Consider the following 19,584-nt stretch of genomic DNA (forward strand, 5'->3'; position numbering starts at 1 on the left):
GCATGATAGTTTGCGAATATCACTTTTGCTAAAGCTAGAAAGAAATGTAGAAGAAATAATGGAAGTGAAATGATGAAAAGAATAGTAGATTTATCGATAGCTTTACCGCTAGTGATCGTTGCTGCTCCACTGATGCTAGTGATCTCGCTTATTATTAGATGGAAGCTAGGGACGCCAATTCTTTTTAAGCAGCAAAGACCCGGTTTAAATGGAAAACCGTTTCAACTCTATAAATTTCGTTCAATGACTAATGAAAATGACCAGAATGGCCAGTTACTGCCTGATCAACAAAGGATTACGCCGTTTGGCATGTTTCTCAGAAAGTATAGCCTTGATGAACTGCCACAGCTATTCAATGTGATAAAAGGTGAGGTAAGTCTTGTTGGCCCGAGACCATTGCTAATGGAGTATCTCCCTTTGTACTCTGAGAGACAGGCAAAAAGACATTTGGTCAAACCGGGGATAACAGGGTGGGCCCAAGTTAATGGCAGAAATGCGATCACTTGGGAAGAAAAATTTGAACTTGATGTCTGGTATGTGGAAAACCGTAGCTTTTTCCTGGATATGCGCATTTTATTACTGACATTGTTAAAAGTTATTTCCACAGAAAATGTAAGCCTTGATGAAATAGACTTCGAAGGGAGCGCTGATAAGAAAATATCAACGAAGTCAATGTAAGAAAAGAAATTATAAGTAAAGGGAGGATTCACTTTGCCAAAAGCAAAGGTAGGAAAAAGAATTCATTTATCTCCACCCCATATGAGCGGAGAAGAATGGAAATATATCAGTGAAGCGTTCCAAAGCAATTGGGTTGCGCCATTAGGAAAAAATGTAGATGAATTTGAAAACGAAATAGCGGCGTACATTGGAGTAAAGGGAGCAGTTGCAGTAAGTTCAGGGACTGCTGCGCTTCATCTGGCTCTTTCCTTATTACATGTAAAAGCCGGGGATACGGTGTTCTGTTCGAGCTTAACCTTTGTTGCATCAGCAAATCCGATTTTATATCAAGGAGCGACGCCTATTTTTATCGATTCTGAGCCAGAAACGTGGAATATGTCGCCTCAGGCTTTAGAACAAGCTTTACTTGAAGCCTCTCGCGAAGGAAAGCTGCCAAAGGCTGTGATCATTGTCCATATTTATGGGCAATCAGCAAGGATGGAGGAGTTGACAGCGATTTGCTCCAAATACGGAGTTCCGATTATCGAAGATGCTGCAGAATCATTAGGTGCATCTTATAAAGGAAAAATGAGTGGCAGCTTTGGTGAATTTGCGATTTTTTCCTTTAATGGCAACAAAATTATCACGACCTCAGGAGGAGGCATGCTTGTATCCAACAATGTTGAGGCATTAGAAAAGGCGCGATTTTTGGCAACTCAAGCAAGAGAGCCTGCCAGCCACTATCAGCATAAGGAAATGGGCTACAATTATCGATTGAGTAATGTATTAGCAGGAATCGGCAGGGGACAAATGGAGGTATTGGAGAAGCGTATACAAAAGAAGCGAGAAATTTTTGCAAAGTACAAACAGGAGCTTAGCCAACTTCCAGAAATCCGATTTATGCCAGAGTTAGAAAACACATGTTCAAATCGCTGGCTAACAGTTTGCTTAATTGAGCAAAATGCAATTGAAAAAAACAGGGATCACCTCCTTAGAGTGTTAACGAATGAAAATATAGAAGCAAGGCCGGTGTGGAAACCGCTCCATATGCAACCCCTTTTTAGTAGAAACAGATTTTATCCTCATGTTCAAGATCATGTCATTTCAGAGCAATTATTTTTAAACGGACTTTGCTTGCCTTCGGGAACAAGTATGACTTTAGAGGAGCAAATGAGAGTCATTAATTGTATAAAGAATGAATGCTCCGGCATTTAGTTTGAAGAATTGCTGATCTACTTTTTAAATTAAATTTATCTTAAAGAGGTAAAAATATGATCGGAAAAAATATCGCAAAAATAAGGAAAAAAAGAGGTTATAACCTGTCTGAGTTAGCTGAATTGTCGAATATCTCGAAGTCATACTTGAGCAATATTGAACGCAATATTAATAATAACCCCTCTGTAGAAGTACTGCAGAGAATCGCCAAAGTCTTAAATGTGGATTTTATGATGTTAATAGAACCTGATTTAAATATAGAGTCGCATTTATATAGAGAACAAGAGTGGAGCGCTCTCCTTAAGGAGCTAAAGGAACTGGGGATTGAAAAGAATGATATTCGTGAATATCAAACCCTAGTCGAATTTATTAAATGGCAAAATAGCAGATGACGTTCCTCTAAATTAATCAAGGAGGTAAGACTAGACTGTTTGTCTACTAAATTGGAGGTTACAATGGAGAATTCAATTAGTATGAAGGAGCTTCTTGGAATATGGATAAAACGCTGGAAATTGATTGTCATTCTGACTTTTTTAATGGGAGTAGTGAGCGGAACTGTAACTTATTTTTTGCTCACTCCGAAATATGAAGCATCAACACAAATTCTGGTCAATCAGAAGGATACAATGGCCCAATTTGATCCGTCGCAAATGCGAGGGAATGTGGAATTAATTAATACGTACAGCGTAATTATTAAAAGCCCCGTTATTTTGGAGAAAGTGATTGAAAAGCTAAAACTTAGTCAAAATGTAGAAGAGTTAAATCGAAATATTGTTGTAAACAGCGAAGCGGAGTCACAAGTATTTTCCATCACTGTTTCTGATAGTAAACCAGAACGAGCTGTGAAAATAGTGAATACGATTTCAGACACATTTCAACAAGATATAAAAAGCATTATGAATGTGGATAATGTAAATATTTTGGCGAAGGCAGAATTAAAGGAAGACCCGATTCCAGTTAGTCCTAAGCCACTTATTAATATTGCGATCGGAATCATTTTTGGCATGATGGTGGGAGTAGGTTTAGCTCTCCTCATTGAATATTTGGACAATTCTTTGGAAAGTGTTGATGAAATTGAGGCCTATTTGGGGCTGCCTGTGCTTGGCTCGATTCAGAAAATACCGAAGAAAAAGGGGCGGCCAAGAGCTAAATCTAAAAGAACGGGAGTTGATATTATTGAGCCGCAAGTCAAGGGTTAGGGAAAAAAAGAGCGGGATTCCGTTAGTTGCCTATAATTACCCTAGAGAAGTTATTTCTGAGCAATATCGATTAATCAGAACGAACATTTTGTTTGCATCAGTAGATGAAGAAGTAAAATCGATTATGATTACCTCTTCTGAACCAGGGGATGGGAAATCAACTACTGCGGCGAATTTAGCCATTGTCCTCGCGCAGCAAGGAAAAAAAGTATTGCTTGTAGATGCAGATTTAAGGAAGCCTAGCATCCACTATTCTTTCCAATTGAGCAATATATTCGGCTTGACAAGCATATTAACGAAGGATATTGACATTGATGGTGCAGTTTCAAATTCCTATATCGGAAATCTTCAAATATTAAATAGCGGCCCGATCCCACCCAATCCGTCAGAACTATTAAATTCTAAAGCAATGGAAAATTTAATGAAGGAATTAAATACTTTTTATGATTATGTAATCTATGATACGCCCCCATTGCTGGTAGTCGCAGATCCGCAAATTATTGCCAACAGGTGTGACGGAACCGTTTTGGTGATTGCAAGTGGCAAAACGCAAAAAGACCGGGCCTTGAAAGCGAAGGAGCTATTAGTGAAAGCAAAATCAAAAATTTTAGGAGTTGTCGTTAATGGCGTGGAATCGATGAAGGATGAGTATTATGGCCGATAGCCAAAGAAACGGGGAGGCATTCATCAGTGATAGATTTACATTGTCATATTATTCCGGATGTTGATGATGGTCCATCACATATCTCACAGTTTTTAGAAATGGCTCGCATTGCTGTGGAGCAGGGAGTGACTCATCTATTTGCTACTCCCCATCATTTAAATGGAAGCTATGAAAATCCTAAAAATAAAATCTTGCAAATGACACGTCAATATTCCAATTATCTGATCGAAGAGAAGATTCCATTGGTGTTGCATCCAGGGCAAGAATTGAGAGTTCATCGTGAGATTTTTCAAACTATTGAAGCAGATGAAATGTTAACACTTGATAATCAGGGAAAATATGTATTACTGGAGCTACCTAGCACGAATGTACCCAATTATCTTCATGAAGTGGTATATGAATTAAGGTTACGGGGGATAACGCCTATTATTCCACACCCCGAACGAAATGTAAAAATTGTGGAAGAGCCGGAATTACTGTACGATTTGCTTTCAGATGGGGCATTAACGCAATTAACTGCTGGAAGTATTATTGGACAGTTCGGGAAAAAAATAAAGCTCTTCTCGGAAAAATTAATCGAGCATCAATGGACTCATTTTATCGCATCGGATGCCCATAATACGCACTCACGAGGCTTTTTTCTCCAGCAAGCGTTTGAAGCGATAACAAAAAAATTCGGCGTGGATGCGATTTTTTATTACAAGGAAAATGCAGAACTGCTTTTACGTGGACAAAATATTGTAGCCGAAGAAGCGAAACCGATGCGAAGAAAACTTTTTGGCTTTATTTAGCGGAATTTTGGTGGAAAATCTACGTTAATCAATCAAGGAGAAATAAATGAAATGAGGAAAATTTTATTCACGGCCACGATAGATGAGCATATATGGTCTTTTCATCTCCCTTATCTTAAATGGTTTAAAGAAAATGGGTTTGAAGTTCATATTGCTAGCAGCGGCAAAACAACCATTCCCTTTTGCGACCAAAAGTTTCATATTCCTTTTCAGCGCTCTCCTTTTAATTGGTCAAATTGGCAAGCGTATAAACAATTAAAAAAGCTTATACACTCTCAGCATTATTCGCTTATCCATTGCCATACCCCGATGGGGGGTGCGTTAACAAGATGGGCGGCAAAGGAAAAAAGAAAGGAAGGGACAGCAGTTGTCTATACAGCGCACGGGTTCCATTTTTACAAAGGAGCACCGTGGATGAACTGGGCGATCTATTATCCTGTTGAAAAATGGCTTTCCCGATATACAGATTGTTTGGTTACGATTAATAGCGAGGACTATGTACAAGGGCAAAGATTTTTTGCGAATCAGGTGAGATTGGTAAATGGTGTAGGCCTTGACTTAAAAAAATTTACTCCGCCGACAAAGACGCAAAAAAGTCAGTTGAGAGCGCAATATCATTACTCGGAAAACGACTTTATCTTAATATTTGTGGCGGAGCTTAATGAAAATAAACAGCAAGATCTTTTAATACGGATGATCGATAAATTAAAAGATAAAATTCCCACAATCAAGCTTCTGCTTGTAGGAGACGGGTTACTGCGAGAAAAATATCGAATGCTTGTTGAAAAACATGGGCTTAGGCAGCATGTTTTTTTTCTTGGCTATCGAAGTGATATCGCCGAGCTTCTCTCGCTTTCAGATGTTGCCCTTTCATCTTCAAAAAGAGAAGGACTGCCTGTGAATATCATGGAAGCCATGGCAGTAGGGCTCCCGGTTGTAGCAACGGATTGCCGTGGTAACCGGGATTTAGTGAAGGATGGAGAGACCGGTTTTTTAATGGCTGTCGATGATGTTGAGCAATGTTCTTCCTATGTTGAAGAGCTCTATCACGCTCCTCTTCTTCGAAAAGAAATGGGCGACAAAGGAATGCAGTACATGAAGAAGTATTCTTTGCAAGCAGTTGAGAAAGAAATGGCTTCACTCTATGTCGCTTTGCTGCAAATGGATAGGGAACAGACTCCAGCAATCTTCGGAGAGGTGATTAATAAATAATGCGAGTACTGCATTTACTTTCAAGTAATAGTTTTTCTGGCGCAGAAAATGTGGTGTGCCAGATTATGAGATTGTTTAAGGGAGAGATTGATATGGTCTATTGTTCTCCCGATGGTCCGATTAGGGCGACACTTCAACAGAAGAAGATGAAATACATCCCACTCGAGCGTCTAACTATTGGGAGATTAAAAAAGGTCATTGACGAATACAAGCCAGATATGATTCACGCTCATGATGTTAGAGCGAGTGTCATTGCTTCTCAGTTTTCAAGAAGGGTGATGGTTATATCCCATCTCCACTGTAGATTTGCCGAAATGTCCAAAATTACAGTGAAGTCGCTCTTGTATCAGCTTTGTTTACCGAAATTTAATCATGTTTTTACCGTTTCCAATAGTATTCGAACAGAGTATGTCTTTTCAAAAGCTTTAGGGCATAAATCATCTGTTTTATACAATGCGGTTGATGAAAAAGGCATTAAAGAAATGGCTGAGCATGATAAAATTGCTGGTTATGATGGTGTTTTTTTAGGAAGGTTTTCTTGGCAGAAGAATCCGCAAAGGCTGATTAAAATAATTGGAGAAATTGTAAAAAAGCTCCCTGATGCTCGATTTGTCCTAATTGGAAAAGGGAATCTATTAGGGGAAGCGAAGGCATTGGCTGAGGAATTGCATATTCAGGATAATATTACTTTTACCGGATATTTGTCAAATCCCTTTCCGTATTTACGAGCATCACGGTTTATGCTGATGACCTCCCGTTTAGAAGGAACACCGATGTGTATTTTAGAGGCGATGACATTGGGGCTCCCGGTTGTTTCTACCGGAGTGGACGGCATAAAGGAATTGATACAAAACGGTGTTGATGGCTTTTATTCAGATGAGGACGCTGAACTGGTCGAGTATGCTTGTCAACTTATTGTAAACGATCGTTTGCGCCATCGTCTTTCGCAAAATGCACTGGAAAAATCCCACGCTATTAATGATTTGGTTGATTATAAGAAAAAACTTCGGACAGTGTATCAGTCTCAAGCCTTTTTAGCTGAAAAAGAAAGAGAAAGTATGGTGAGACCGCTTGACTAAAATCAATCTCTCCATTGTGATTCCATCCTTGCAAACTGGCGGGGCAGAAAACATGGCTTTTCAGGTGGCAAAAGCGATTAATAAAGACCGCTTCAATTTACAATTTATCTGTCTCTATTCAAGCACCGGAACGACGTTTGAACAGGAGCTTCAGCGGATTAGAGTGAAGATTGTTTTTCTTGAAAAAGGACTTGGGCTCAATTTACTCACTTTTAGAAAAATGTGGAGGGCATTAGAAGAGCATCAAACTGAAATTGTTCATAGCCATCTTGGTGCTTGCTTATACGCTGCTCCCTGGACATTGATTCGCGGCAAGAAATTGCTCCATACTGTTCACAACCTTCCCGTTAAGGAGCTGCCAGCCCTTCATAGAGTGGTCTTAAGAGGGATGTTTAAATTGAAAAAAGCCATTCCTGTTTCTATTTCAGATACGATTAGACAAGAAATAAGTCGTTTTTACAGCCTTCATGAGACAGCGATTCCGCTTGTTTATAATCCTGTTGATCTTCGCCATTTTAAGAAAAAAGAGAAGAGGCAAGAAGACGATATCATTAAGTTTGTATGTGTAGCAAGGTTGGAGCCGCAAAAAAATCATAAAATGCTGTTAAAAGCTTTTGCAATTGTTCAAAGTGAAATGGAAAATACAAGATTAGTATTGGCTGGTGAAGGAACGCTAATGAATCAGCTAAAGCTGCTTTCTGAACAATTAAAAATTAGTGAACGAGTCGATTTTTTAGGCAATGTTGAAAATATCCCAGAGCTTATGAAAGCATCGGATATTTTTGTATTGGCTTCATCGTATGAAGGACTGCCGCTGACAATTCTAGAAGCAATGGGGGCGCGCCTTCCTGTTATCGCAACGCGTGTTGGTGGTGTTCCAGACATTGTGAGAGACAATGGTGTATTAATTGATCCAGATCAGCCTCATAAATTTGCTGAAGCTATGCTGAAGCTAGCAAAGCATAAAAAATTAAGAGAAATGATGGGAGAACAAGGGTTTTTGATGTCTTCCCAATATGATATCGAATCGATCTCCCTTGAATATGAGCAATTATATATTGCGTATCGTTCATCATCTTGAAAGATTGCTCCTTTTTCAAGTATCTGCATGTGAGTGAGAAACGATTTTGCGAAGCGAAAAAAGAGTTTAATATGAAGAGATAGTGTCAAAAGTTCTACGAAAACGACTTAGATGTTTAGGTTCCTTATTAGGTGGAAAGGCCACGCAATCGCTCTTGACAAACACGCCAATGGTTTGTGTGTGGGGGAACAAGGGTGAAGGGGACAAAAAGAAGACATACCAAATCGCCCTTGGCTATTTCCATTTTAAACCATTGGCAAGCTCGGTTTGTCAAGAGTTCGCTGACGACGATTGCTGAACAGCTCAAAAATTTAAGGGCTCTGCTAGTGAGGCAGCCTCTGTTAGGTAATCCATTGTTGAGCGAACCCAATGAGTTTAGTCGATCGGGCTGGCATCGTTGGCAAGGCTGATAACTCTGGATGAACAACAGGTACTTTTCCTTTTAGGGATGCATGAGGACGTAGGAAGCAAAAGCAATGCAAAGCGTGTCCTCATAGAGGGTTCATGAGGACAAAGAACGCTGAAAAAAAACAAAGTGTGTCCCCATAGAGGGTTCATGAGGACAAAGAAGGCCAAAAAAAGCAAAGTTTGTCCTCATAGGGGGTTCATGAGGACAAAGAAAGTCAAAAAAGAGCAAAGCGTGTCCTCATAGAGGGCTCATGAGGACACAGAATGTTAAAAAAAAGCAAAATGTGTCCTCATAGAGGGCTCATGAGGACACAGAATGTTAAAAAAAAGCAAAGTGTGTCCTTATAGGGGGTTCATGAGGACAAAGAAAGCTAAACCAAAGCAAAGTGTGTACTCATAGAGGGTTCATGAGGACAAATACGTATGAAGAGGGAGGGTAGATTATAGATGAGAAAACGAAAAGTAGCTATAGTTGTGCCATCATTCGTTATTGGTGGTGCAGAGAAGATGGTATATCAGCTTGCGGTAGCATTAGATCGAAACGAATTTGTGCTTAAGCTAATTTCATTAAGCCCGCCTCAGTACACGTTTTTTGAAGAAGAATTGCAGAAACAAGGGCTCGATCTCGTATTTTTAAACAACCGTGGCAAATTGAGTTTAAAGACTGTTGCTCTGGTTTGGAGGGAGTTGAGTAAGTTTAAAGCGGATATCGTACATACTCATTTACATGCTTTCCTTTATGTTTTTCCCTGGGTTTGCACCCATTCAGCATCCATGCTGCAGACGATTCACAGCACGCCAAAAGTCGAGTTTTCTTCCAAGCTCATTTTTTTGATGGAGCGTCTTTATAAGTTGAAAAAAGCCATTCCAGTAGCTATTTCGAGCACAATTAGGAAGGAGGCATCTGAGCTATACAAGCTTCCTTTAGATGAGGTTGAATTAGTTTACAATCCTGTTCAACTTGTAAAATATCGAGAAACTAGCTTTAGCAACGAAGCAATTACTTATATTAATGTAGCAAGATTAGAACCTATTAAAAATCATAAGCTCTTGCTGCAGGCCTTTTCCATCATAAATAGAGAGTTGCCGCAAGCTTCATTGATTTTGGTTGGAGATGGGAAGGAGAAAAAGACTTTAGAAGAAAATGCTGTTGAACTAGGAATAAAAGATAAGGTGGTTTTTACTGGAAATGTGTCTAATGTGGAGGATTATTTAGCCCGTTCAGATATCTTTGTGCTTACTTCTATTTATGAAGGTTTGCCTTTAGCAATTTTAGAAGCAATGGCAAGTGGTCTTCCGATTATCGCAACGAATGTTGGCGGGATTGCAGACGTAATAAAGGGCAATGGTTTATTAGTAGAGAGCGGGGATCTGCTTGCCTTAAGTGATGGGATGTTAGAACTGGCGAGAGATAAGGAGAAAAGAGTGCAAATGTCGAAATGCTCAAAGGAAAACGTCAAAGCTTATGATGTGGCGATTGTGGCACAGAAGTACGGGGAGTTATACAAGAAATATGGATAATGTCATGACCGTTAATAGGGAAAAAGCCTTCCAGCAGAAGCGTTGGTCGAATGTATTCGGGAACGAAAACAAATATTTCGTCTTCTTTGCTGCCCTGATTTTTTTGACTGTACTCCTCCGCGATTATTTTGATGTACCAATTCATAAATATGTACTTTTAATGATTGTGGTAGTTGCTTTTATTTATTTGAGCGAGAGCTTTCTCATTGCCTACTTTGCTTTTCTTATTCCGTTCTTGCCAGGCTTACCAGGAAATTATATTGTGGCAGCTGCTATTTTCTTTCTTATATTGAAGCAAGGGAAAATTGTGCTTAATGGGTATATGTTCGCTGCCTATGCCTTTCTTCTTTTGCAACTTTTTCATCTTTTTTTGTATCAATCTTCTATTGGTGGCTTTGTCAAATTCAGTCTTTATATTATTTTAATAGCGCTCGTTTTGTTGAAAAAAGAAAAAAATGAGCGTCCGGCGCTCGTATTATTATCTTTTGGAATTGGTGTTATCGCGGCCTTTACGATCATCCTTTTAAATACATTGAAATATATGCCCTTAAGCCTGCTTATTAAAAATGGCATCAGATTGGGGAATATTGCAACAGTGAATGCACAGTTCGATGTTACGGATATTACGTTAACATTAGATCAAAATACACTCGGCTATTTCTGTGCGATTGCACTTTCCCTTTTTCTCGTCTTATTGTTCTCAAAAAAGTTATCGCCTCCTTGGGCAGTTGTATGTATTGTTATTGCCTTTATTTATGGGAGTTTAACCCTTTCCAGAACGTTTATTGTCATTAGCGTCGGTGTGATTGCCTATTATTTCTTAATGAATTTGCGGATTAGCAAAAATTCTATTTTGGCCTCAACTTCTCTTGCTGCTTCAATCATGTCCATTTTCATTGTCATTCAAACGTTTTTTCCAACAACGTTTCAGTTTATTATGAAACGTTTTCAGGAGGCAGATCTTACAAACGGTCGGGCGGAGATTTGGAATCAATATCAAGAATTTATGCTGGCAAAATTAGATCGCCTTATTTTTGGCATCGGTATTCAGGAGATGCATGTAAAGGCAGGATTCTTCCATGTGCCACATAACGGATTTCAACAAATATTTGTTGCGGGAGGAATTGTCGGATTCCTCTTATTTATGATCTTCTTATTCGGACTCTATCGTTGTAATAAGGCCCGTTATAAGGATGGAAATGAGAGGATCTATTTATTGCCGATTATTACTTTGTTTGTTTATATTCAAGCATTACAATTCCTTTCTCCACATATTATGATGCTTCCGTTAATCGTTGTCTTTTGCGCACTGCGAATATCCGACGGAGCCGATTTAAAAAGGCATTAAGGGAAAATTTTTTACAAGAAGGAGATTGAAAATGAGCGTGCTCGTGAGTATTAATTGCATTACCTATAACCATGAAGCATATATTCGCTGTGCAATAGAAGGTTTTCTGATGCAACGGACAGAATTTGCTTTTGAAATTTTGATTGGAGAAGACTGTAGCACCGACAGAACGCGTGAGATTGTTGAAGCATATAGAAAACAGTATCCCGACAAGATTCGGATCATTACTTCTCAAAATAATGTTGGTTCAAGTGAAAATAGCTTAAGATTGCTTGAGGCTTCGCAAGGAAAGTATATCGCTCTTTGCGAGGGGGATGATTATTGGACAGATCCGTATAAATTACAGAAACAAGTCGACTATATGGAAAATCATTCGGACTGCACCCTCTGTTTTCATGGTGCTAAAATTTTTGATGAAGGAAAACAAAAAATGATTTCAGATATTAAACCGTACGTTAAAAGTAGGATTAGTCCAGTGGAAGATATTATTTTTGGAGGAGGTGGATTTTGCCCGACAGCTTCCTTGCTGTTCCGTAAACAGTCTGCGGAGCAACTGCCATTGTTTTTTCAAAAAGCTCATGTAGGTGATTACCCGCTCCAAATGTATTTAGCAAGTCAAGGCTATGCCTATTATTTGGATGGAATGATGGCGGTATACCGCTATGGTGCTGAAATGTCTTGGAACTATCAATTAAATTCTGGGGAGGATCGGCTTGAGAAAGCAATCAAATTAAAGGAAGCTGATAATCGTCTATTAGAGGAATTCCATCGTTTTACAGATGGACGTTATCAAATGGCGATTGAACGTACAAAGAGGAAAAACGAATTTGCTATTTTGCTGCTCCAAAATCGAATGGGGGAGCTGAAAAAACAGCCCTATCGAACTTTTTACAAAGAATTAACCGTCAGTCATCGTATGAAATTGAGGGTGCGCTACCACTTGCCAAGGGTTTATCGATGGATACTCGAGCTGAAAAAGCTTCTGAAGAAACTGGCTATCGTACGTCTTGGAGTGAATAGATGAAAGATTACCAACAAGTAAAAGAAAGAACAATAAGCGGATTAATTTGGAGCTTTATTGATTTATTAGCAAGTCAAGGGATTCAATTTGTCGTCCTGCTTATTCTTGCTAGAATTTTAGCACCGGAGCATTTTGGTTTAATTGGAATGGTGGCGATCGTGATTGCGGTCTCGAATTCGATTATTGATAGTGGTTTCTCTCAAGCGCTTATTCGTGAGAAAGAAGTGTCCAGAGCAGAGTACTCTACTATTTTTTATTTCAATATTTTGATGTCGAGTCTGCTGTATACGGCTTTATATGTAGCGGCCCCTTATATTAGTGCTTTTTTTAATGAATCACAGTTAATGATCATGATTCGCTTCTTGTCTTTCGGAATCGTAGTCAATTCCTTTGCGATTATTCCGAGAGTCCTGCTTATTAAAAAGCTTCAGTTTCGAACGCAATCGCTCATTACAATGACTTCTTCGACTTTAGCTGGAATCTTCTCTGTCTATTTAGCGGCAAAGGGTTATGGAGTATGGAGTTTATTCGTGCAGGCACTGATGACCCAAGCTTTACAAACTATTTTCCTTTGGACTGTTACGAAATGGCTGCCTGTATGGTCATTTAAAATAGCCTTTTTTCGAAGATTATTTCGTTTTGGTTCCAAGCTTCTGCTCTCAGGATTAATTGACACTTTCTATCAAAATATTTATTCACTTTTGATCGGAAGGCTTTATCCAGCAGCCATGCTCGGATATTATACGAATGCGGCGAAATTGACCGATGTTATTGCTAATTCGACAACCGCTGCACTTCAGAGAGTTACATATCCTGTATTGAGCGGCTTTCAAGATGATGCGCTGCAACTGCGGAATATGTATGAAAGATTGATCAGGCTTGCAGCATATATCATGTTTCCATTAATGATCGGATTTCTGACGGTGGCTGAATCGTTCATTCCTTTGCTGCTCGGGGAACAATGGATTCATTCGATTGGTTATTTTAAACTATTATGCTTAGCGGCGATGATTTACCCGTTGCATGCTTTAAATTTGAATATTCTTCAGGTGAAGGGAAGGGCAGATTTGTTTTTAAAGCTTGAGATTATAAAGAAATCATTGTTGACGCTACTAATTGGGGCGTCTTTATTGTTTTCCTTAGGGATATACGGCTTGATAACAGCGGCGGTTTTGTGTTCCTATCTTTCTTTGTTTATAAATACTTACTACTCCGCTAGGGAAATATCCTATTCTGTTCAAGAACAGCTGAAAGATTTAATCCCTTCGTTTTTTTTAGCACTGTTAATGGGAGGCTTCGTATTATTGGTTGGAATGTTGCTGCCAGAGCTATATTTCATCCGTATCCTTGTCCAAGGATTAAGTGGAGTTATTTTCTACTTTACTATGAGCAGGGTCTTAAAGCTATTTGAATTTGAGATTTTATATTCGGAACTGATGAGAATTTTTAATGGTCGCAAAGAAAAATTAATGAAGGCAAAAGGAGCATAAATATGAATTATGTTACAGTGCAAAAATACCAGCAACAATTTCAAGCACAAGGCTATCGTTTTGAACTACTTCCGTTAACAGAGGAAAATGTCGGGCGAATAAGTAGCATTTTTGAGGCTTTAAATTCTGAGTTTCTTTTTCCTGTTGAAGATAAAGAAGCGTTGACAACGTATGCCAATAAGCTGCTAAAAAACGGTTATAATTTTATCTTATCAACTGGGAAGGAGGATATCGCGATCACCTCTATTTATGCGAATGATTATCGAACAAAAATAGCATTTTGCAACAGCTTTGGAATCGTTCCTGCTTATCGGGGCAATCGGATTGTTGTCAAATTAGTCGAATTTAGTTTAGCGTTTGCGAAGGAGGTCGGGATGGAAAAATATCGAGCAGAGATAAATAAAAAAAATTCAAAATGGCTTCAGTTTTTATTGGGCTATCAATTTCAAATTGAAAAGGAGACAGACAATCATTCGTACTTGATTATTAAAGATTTGTAGATATATTTGAAAATCGATAAATGGAGGCTGATGGAAATGAGAGGCATCATCTTAGCAGGGGGGCGAGGAACTCGACTGTACCCGATTACACAGGCTATTTCGAAACAATTATTACCGATTTACGATAAACCGATGATATATTATCCTCTATCAGTTCTTATGCTAGCAGGAATTCGAGAAATTTTAATCATTACCACGCCGAGGGATCTTCCATCCTTTCAGCAATTGCTCGGGGACGGTTCACAATGGGGCATTGAGCTTGAATACGCAATACAGAAGCATCCACGCGGTTTAGCGGATGCTTTTATTATTGGGGAAAAATTTATCGGAGATGAAAAAGTCGCTCTGATTCTAGGAGATAACATTTTCTACGGTCAAGGATTCACCCCGATTTTAACAATCGCAGCAAATTTAAAAGAAGGGGCGATCATTTTTGGTTATCAAGTAAAAGATCCGAAACGTTTTGGTGTTGTCGAGGTGGACGCTCATCATAACGCAATTTCCATTGAGGAAAAACCGAAGGAGCCAAAATCTAATTATGCCGTCACAGGGCTCTATTTTTATGATAATGAAGTGGTGAAGATCGCAAAGAAGGTAAAGCCTTCCCCCCGTGGGGAACTGGAAATTACGGATATTAATCAGGAATATTTACGAAGAAAGCAATTGAAGGTCGGGTTATTAGGACGTGGCTTTGCCTGGCTTGACACAGGAACATTTGAGAGTTTTTTGGATGCCAGTCATTTTGTGGAAACGATAGAAAAACGACAAGGATACAAGATTGCTTGCTTAGAAGAAATTAGTCTTCGCAATAAGTGGATTTCTGAAGCGGAGGTTTTGACGAGTGCTTTAAATTATAAGAACGAATACGGGGCTTATCTTCACGACTTAGTGTTTAGGAGGGATTCCAATGATACCAGTCTCACAACCATTTCTACCTCCTAAAGAAGAATATGACCAGTATATTTCACAGCTTTGGGATACGAAATGGCTTACAAATCAAGGGATATATGTCCAGCAGCTTGAAAGTGAATTAAAGAAGTACTGCCAGTGTTCTTCCCTTTTTTATGTAAACAATGGTACATCAGCATTGCACCTTGCCATCAAAGGCCTGGGAATAAAAAATGAAGTGATTACTACTCCCTTTTCATTTGTGGCGACGACGACATCGATTCTTTGGGAGAACTGTACCCCTGTTTTTGTTGACATTGATCCGACGACATTTTGCATCGACGCAGAGAAAATCGAGGCGGCGATAACGGATAGAACAGAGGCTATTTTGGCAACCCATGTTTTCGGTATACCTTGTGAGGTTGAAAGAATTGAAGAAATTGCAAGGAAGCATAATCTATTGGTGATTTACGATGCTGCACATGCATTCGGTGTGCAATACAAAGGCCGCTCATTGCTGACATATGGAGATTTATCGACGATTAGCTTTCATGCAACAAAGCTCTTCCATACGGTTGAAGGTGGAGCAATTATGAACAATACGGAAAATAGCGAACTTGACCAGACGATCCAATTAATGAGGAATTTTGGTTTTGTTGGAGAGAATTACGCGATGATCGGACTGAATGGTAAAAATTCAGAATTTCACGCGGCCATGGGTCTATGTAATTTGAAATATGTCGATGCATTGATTGAAAAGAGAAAAGAGCTATCTGAAGCTTATCGCAAACTTCTTGGAGACAAGCGAGAAACGCCCGATATAATGAAGTCAACGAAATATAATTATGCTTATTATCCAATTCTGTTCGAAACGGAGGGACTGTTATTGCAAGTGCAAAAAAATTTACGTGATAATCAGATAGCCTCAAGGCGATATTTTTATCCATCACTCAATACATTGCCTTATGTGACGAGCGCTCACAAATGTCCGGTTTCTGAGGATATTTCCAGAAGAATCCTTTGTTTGCCATTATACAGTGACCTCACTTTAGAGGAAGTCGAATGGATTGCTGCCATTGTAAAAGAAGGAAAAAAAGCAGTCATCGTTTAGAGGCGGAAAAAGTAGTCGAAAAGGACGGTTGAAAAAGTTGCTTTTGGAAAGGAATGAGTTTTTAATATGGCGATTTGTGAAGGCCTAAGTATTATTTTCACCTTTCGTTTTGCCAATGCCTTTTGAAAGCCAGAGTAATTTACTGGAGTATGACTGATAAAGAAAAATAGGTGTGTGTCTAACGTAAGCTTCATAAATAAAGAGGTGGAGAGATCGGATGAATTTATTGGTTACGGGTGGGGCTGGTTTTATCGGTTCTAATTTTATTTCCTATATGCTGTCAAACGTTAGGAATGATCTTTATATTGTTAATTTGGATAAATTAACGTATGCCGGAAATCTTCGTAATGTGGAGGCGGTGGAGAATGACCCACGTTATTCCTTTGTTCACGGAGATATTTGTGATGAAAATCTTGTCGCAAAGATTTTTGAGAATTATAAAATTGACGGAGTGATCCATTTTGCTGCAGAATCTCATGTTGATAAATCAATCGAAAATCCAAGGCCTTTTTTGCAAAGTAATATTATCGGTACCTATACGCTATTAGAAGCGGCGCGAAATTATTGGATGGATGGAATCGGTGTTTATAAAAAAGGGTTTGCACATGCAAGATTTCATCATATTTCAACAGATGAGGTGTATGGAAGTCTTGGAAAAACAGGCCATTTTACAGAAGAAACGAAGTATGCACCGAATAGCCCGTATTCAGCTAGCAAGGCTTCTGCCGATATGATCGTCCGCAGTTATTTTGAGACCTTTGGCTTGAATGTGGTTACGACTAATTGCTCGAACAATTTTGGTCCAAGACAGCATGATGAGAAGCTTATTCCGACGATTATCCGAAGGGCACTCGCATTAAAGCCGATTCCCATTTACGGAAATGGAGAAAATGTCCGGGATTGGCTTTTTGTTACTGAGCATTGCCGAGCAATAGAAAAAGTTTTTGTAAAGGGCAAAGCTGGTGAAACGTATGTAATTGGTGGTCATAATGAAAGGAAAAATATAGAGATTGCAACGATGATTTGTGAAGTTCTTGATCAAGTTCTGTCCGAGCAGCTCAAAAGTTACCATCTTACAAGTTATAAAGAATTAATACAGTATGTGAGCGATCGTCCAGGTCATGATTTTCGCTATGCGATTGATGATCGCAAACTTTGCGAAGAACTTGGCTTTGTTCACAAATATTCTTTGCAAGAGGGAATGGAACAGACTGTTTCTTATTACTTAAAAAAATATGTGGACGGACTGGAAGGAGCATGGATATGAGTGCTAATTCCTCCCTTCTCGAACAGCTTCATTTGCTTAGCTCAGCAGATGATTGGAGCCCTTTTTTAGCTCGGTTCTCGAATCTTGATGTTTATTATACAAAAGAGTATGCAGAGTTATTTGCTGTTATTCAAAATGGCACACCGAACGCGATTTATTTTGAAAATGAAAATGGAAAGGTCTTTTATTCATTTATAAAAAGAGGCATTGATGGTACCGGGGAATTATATTTTGACCTTATTACACCATATGGATATGGTGGTCCGTTAGTTGAAGGGGATCCGACGATTATTCGCTCGTTTTATTCATTATTTACCGAGTATTGTCTCAAACAAAATATTGTTTCTGAGACAGTCACACTCCATCCACTCTTAAAAAATCATGAATATATAAAAGAAGTTATGAAGACGGATTATGTGCGGAAAACAACAGCTGTTGATTTGTCCCTTTCGCTGGACGAAATTAGAAGTCAATATTCAAAGAATGCGAAAAGAAATATTCGGAAGGCCGTTAAAAACGAGGTGACGATTTCCGTTGCGAACAGCAAAGAGGAAATTGATCAATTTACAAATATATATTATGAAACGATGGATCGCCATAAAGCATCAAAATTTTATTATTTTGATCGTTCCTATTTTCATAAGCAATTAATGGACACAAATTTGAGCAAGTCAGTGCTTTTGCTAGCATGGAGTCATTCAGAGATGATCGCTGGAGTGCTGCTGTTAATAGGCAATCAATTTGCCCATTATCATCTCGGTGCATCGAGAACAGAATTCTTGTCCTTACGACCGAATCATCTCTTATTTGACGCGATGATTGAATATGCAAAAATGTGCCATTCCAAGTTTCTTCATTTAGGAGGTGGGTATTTAGATGAGGATGAATTGTATCGCTTTAAAACCTCATTTACGAACAAAGCCTCTTTTGATTATTACCTAGGCAAACATATTATTAATGAAAAGAAATATAGCGAGCTTACAAAGCCAGCAATCAAGTCGAGTGAAAAAAGCTATTTTCCAGCGTATAGAATGGGACAAAACGATTGAATTGTTCTTTATAAAGAACTATAATGTATACAAATAAGAATCACTGTTGATTTTTCTGAGAAATGTTCGGTATAAAAAACGAGGGATTGGACAGACAAAGTCAAAAATGAACGAAATATAAAGCTATTTTTTTAAAAAGGAGTCTTGAAATTGAAGGGAACGGCAAAGACCGCTTTTATGTTGCTTGTGCATAATCATCCTGAACAGTTGAATAAATTTTTAATGCAGCTAGTCGAAGAGGAGGCAGCGGATGTATTTATTCATATTGATGCGAAAAGCGATGCAAGCATGAGGGAAAGAATTATTCGGCATCCTCATATAACGATTTTAGAAGAAAGAGTGGCTGTAAGCTGGGGTGACATTAGTCAGGTTGACGCTACGCTTCTTTTATTAGAAGCTGTTTGCAATTCGGACGTTCACTATGATTTTGTTTGCTTAAGAAGCGGGCAGGATTTATTAGTGAGAAATGGTTTTAAACAATTTTTAGCAGAGCATAGAAACTCTCTCTTTTTAGCATATCGGACGCTACAAGAGAAAGATTTCGGGATGGTAAAAATACAATGGCCAAAAATCGTCCGAAATCGTTACGCTAATTATCATCCTTTACGCCTATTGCGCCGGTTATTGCTTTTGCTTTACAAACGAGGCGTACATATTCTGCCAAACAGAAGGTATTTCCCTGAGCATTTCACGCTTTACAAAGGGTCGCAATGGTTCACAATCCCGTTTGAGGCGGCTGTTTTTATCATTGACTTTCTGAATAAGAATCGCTGGTACTATCCTTTTTTTGAACATTCATTAGTACCAGATGAGAGTTTTTTTCATACGCTTCTTTTAAATTCCACTTACAAAGAAAAGGTCATTAATACTAATCTCTATTTTTTAAAATGGGGGGAATCGCTGAAAGAAAGAAATTCGCCGCAATGTTTGCATATCGGAGACAGAGCTTTAATTGAAAACTCTAATATGTTTTTTGCGCGGAAGTTTAATGAACAGTTCGACAAAGAGGTTGTGGAGTATTTTAAAGCCCGAGTGAAACTAGATCGAGCAAATGAATTGGTTGCACACAAATATTGAGGAGGC

At 38.8% G+C, this 19,584-nt stretch carries 19 protein-coding genes; all 19 read left to right on the top strand.

All coding sequences use genetic code 11. The annotated features are described in order from the left end of the window. Positions 1–72 precede the first annotated feature (72 nt). The 19 genes from NST02_RS06785 (at position 73) to NST02_RS06875 (ending at position 19,578) form a co-directional block, all read left to right on the top strand. Positions 73–678 (top strand): sugar transferase, encoded by a 606-nt coding sequence (locus NST02_RS06785; protein ID WP_340949998.1) that lies wholly within the window; start codon positions 73–75, stop codon positions 676–678. Positions 679–759: 81 nt separating this feature from the next. Continuing rightward, positions 760–1,872: a DegT/DnrJ/EryC1/StrS family aminotransferase gene (locus NST02_RS06790; RefSeq protein ID WP_340949999.1), complete on the top strand. Its 1,113-nt coding sequence runs from the start codon at positions 760–762 to the stop codon at positions 1,870–1,872. A gap of 56 nt (positions 1,873–1,928) precedes the next feature. Next, entirely contained in the window at positions 1,929–2,264 is a 336-nt protein-coding gene (locus NST02_RS06795; protein WP_095311228.1) for a helix-turn-helix domain-containing protein, read from the top strand. 63 nt (positions 2,265–2,327) lie between these two features. Further along, complete coding sequence (locus NST02_RS06800; RefSeq protein ID WP_137743698.1) at positions 2,328–3,071, top strand: YveK family protein; 744 nt, start codon at positions 2,328–2,330, stop codon at positions 3,069–3,071. Beyond that, on the top strand, positions 3,049–3,735 hold the full coding sequence (locus NST02_RS06805; protein ID WP_211344110.1) for a CpsD/CapB family tyrosine-protein kinase: 687 nt from the start codon (positions 3,049–3,051) through the stop codon (positions 3,733–3,735). Before NST02_RS06800 ends, NST02_RS06805 begins: the two co-directional genes overlap by 23 nt. Positions 3,736–3,761: 26 nt before the next feature. Then, positions 3,762–4,526, top strand: coding sequence for a tyrosine-protein phosphatase (locus NST02_RS06810; protein ID WP_095311222.1), 765 nt, complete (start codon positions 3,762–3,764; stop codon positions 4,524–4,526). Positions 4,527–4,577: 51 nt separating this feature from the next. Further along, positions 4,578–5,738: a glycosyltransferase family 4 protein gene (locus NST02_RS06815; protein WP_095311220.1), complete on the top strand. Its 1,161-nt coding sequence runs from the start codon at positions 4,578–4,580 to the stop codon at positions 5,736–5,738. A 65-nt stretch (positions 5,739–5,803) separates the two neighbouring features. Further along, positions 5,804–6,817 carry a glycosyltransferase gene (locus NST02_RS06820; RefSeq protein ID WP_340948527.1) on the top strand — a complete coding sequence of 338 codons (1,014 nt, stop codon included), beginning with the start codon at positions 5,804–5,806 and terminating at the stop codon, positions 6,815–6,817. Continuing rightward, positions 6,810–7,898 (top strand): glycosyltransferase family 4 protein, encoded by a 1,089-nt coding sequence (locus tag NST02_RS06825; protein WP_340948528.1) that lies wholly within the window; start codon positions 6,810–6,812, stop codon positions 7,896–7,898. Before NST02_RS06820 ends, NST02_RS06825 begins: the two co-directional genes overlap by 8 nt. 855 nt (positions 7,899–8,753) lie before the next feature. Then, positions 8,754–9,827 carry a glycosyltransferase gene (locus tag NST02_RS06830; RefSeq protein ID WP_340948530.1) on the top strand — a complete coding sequence of 358 codons (1,074 nt, stop codon included), beginning with the start codon at positions 8,754–8,756 and terminating at the stop codon, positions 9,825–9,827. Continuing rightward, on the top strand, positions 9,820–11,175 hold the full coding sequence (locus NST02_RS06835; RefSeq protein WP_095314297.1) for an O-antigen ligase family protein: 1,356 nt from the start codon (positions 9,820–9,822) through the stop codon (positions 11,173–11,175). Before NST02_RS06830 ends, NST02_RS06835 begins: the two co-directional genes overlap by 8 nt. Positions 11,176–11,206: 31 nt before the next feature. Continuing rightward, positions 11,207–12,199 carry a glycosyltransferase gene (locus tag NST02_RS06840; protein WP_095314299.1) on the top strand — a complete coding sequence of 331 codons (993 nt, stop codon included), beginning with the start codon at positions 11,207–11,209 and terminating at the stop codon, positions 12,197–12,199. Next, on the top strand, positions 12,196–13,686 hold the full coding sequence (locus NST02_RS06845; RefSeq protein WP_340948532.1) for a lipopolysaccharide biosynthesis protein: 1,491 nt from the start codon (positions 12,196–12,198) through the stop codon (positions 13,684–13,686). The genes NST02_RS06840 and NST02_RS06845 overlap by 4 nt, the downstream gene beginning before the upstream one ends. A gap of 2 nt (positions 13,687–13,688) precedes the next feature. Then, positions 13,689–14,186 (top strand): GNAT family N-acetyltransferase, encoded by a 498-nt coding sequence (locus tag NST02_RS06850; RefSeq protein WP_095314303.1) that lies wholly within the window; start codon positions 13,689–13,691, stop codon positions 14,184–14,186. 36 nt (positions 14,187–14,222) lie between these two features. After that, on the top strand, positions 14,223–15,128 hold the full coding sequence (rfbA, locus tag NST02_RS06855; RefSeq protein WP_095314305.1) for a glucose-1-phosphate thymidylyltransferase RfbA: 906 nt from the start codon (positions 14,223–14,225) through the stop codon (positions 15,126–15,128). Further along, positions 15,094–16,185: a DegT/DnrJ/EryC1/StrS family aminotransferase gene (locus NST02_RS06860; protein WP_212933585.1), complete on the top strand. Its 1,092-nt coding sequence runs from the start codon at positions 15,094–15,096 to the stop codon at positions 16,183–16,185. Before rfbA ends, NST02_RS06860 begins: the two co-directional genes overlap by 35 nt. Before the next feature lie 217 nt (positions 16,186–16,402). Continuing rightward, complete coding sequence (rfbB, locus tag NST02_RS06865; protein ID WP_095314311.1) at positions 16,403–17,452, top strand: dTDP-glucose 4,6-dehydratase; 1,050 nt, start codon at positions 16,403–16,405, stop codon at positions 17,450–17,452. Beyond that, complete coding sequence (locus NST02_RS06870) at positions 17,449–18,501, top strand: lipid II:glycine glycyltransferase FemX (RefSeq protein WP_340948535.1); 1,053 nt, start codon at positions 17,449–17,451, stop codon at positions 18,499–18,501. The genes rfbB and NST02_RS06870 overlap by 4 nt, the downstream gene beginning before the upstream one ends. Before the next feature lie 150 nt (positions 18,502–18,651). Next, positions 18,652–19,578, top strand: coding sequence for a beta-1,6-N-acetylglucosaminyltransferase (locus NST02_RS06875; protein ID WP_340948538.1), 927 nt, complete (start codon positions 18,652–18,654; stop codon positions 19,576–19,578). Positions 19,579–19,584: the final 6 nt, after the last annotated feature.

It is taken from the genome of Robertmurraya sp. FSL W8-0741 (genome assembly GCF_038004005.1).
In the GTDB taxonomy this organism is placed as follows: domain Bacteria; phylum Bacillota; class Bacilli; order Bacillales; family Cytobacillaceae; genus Robertmurraya; species Robertmurraya siralis.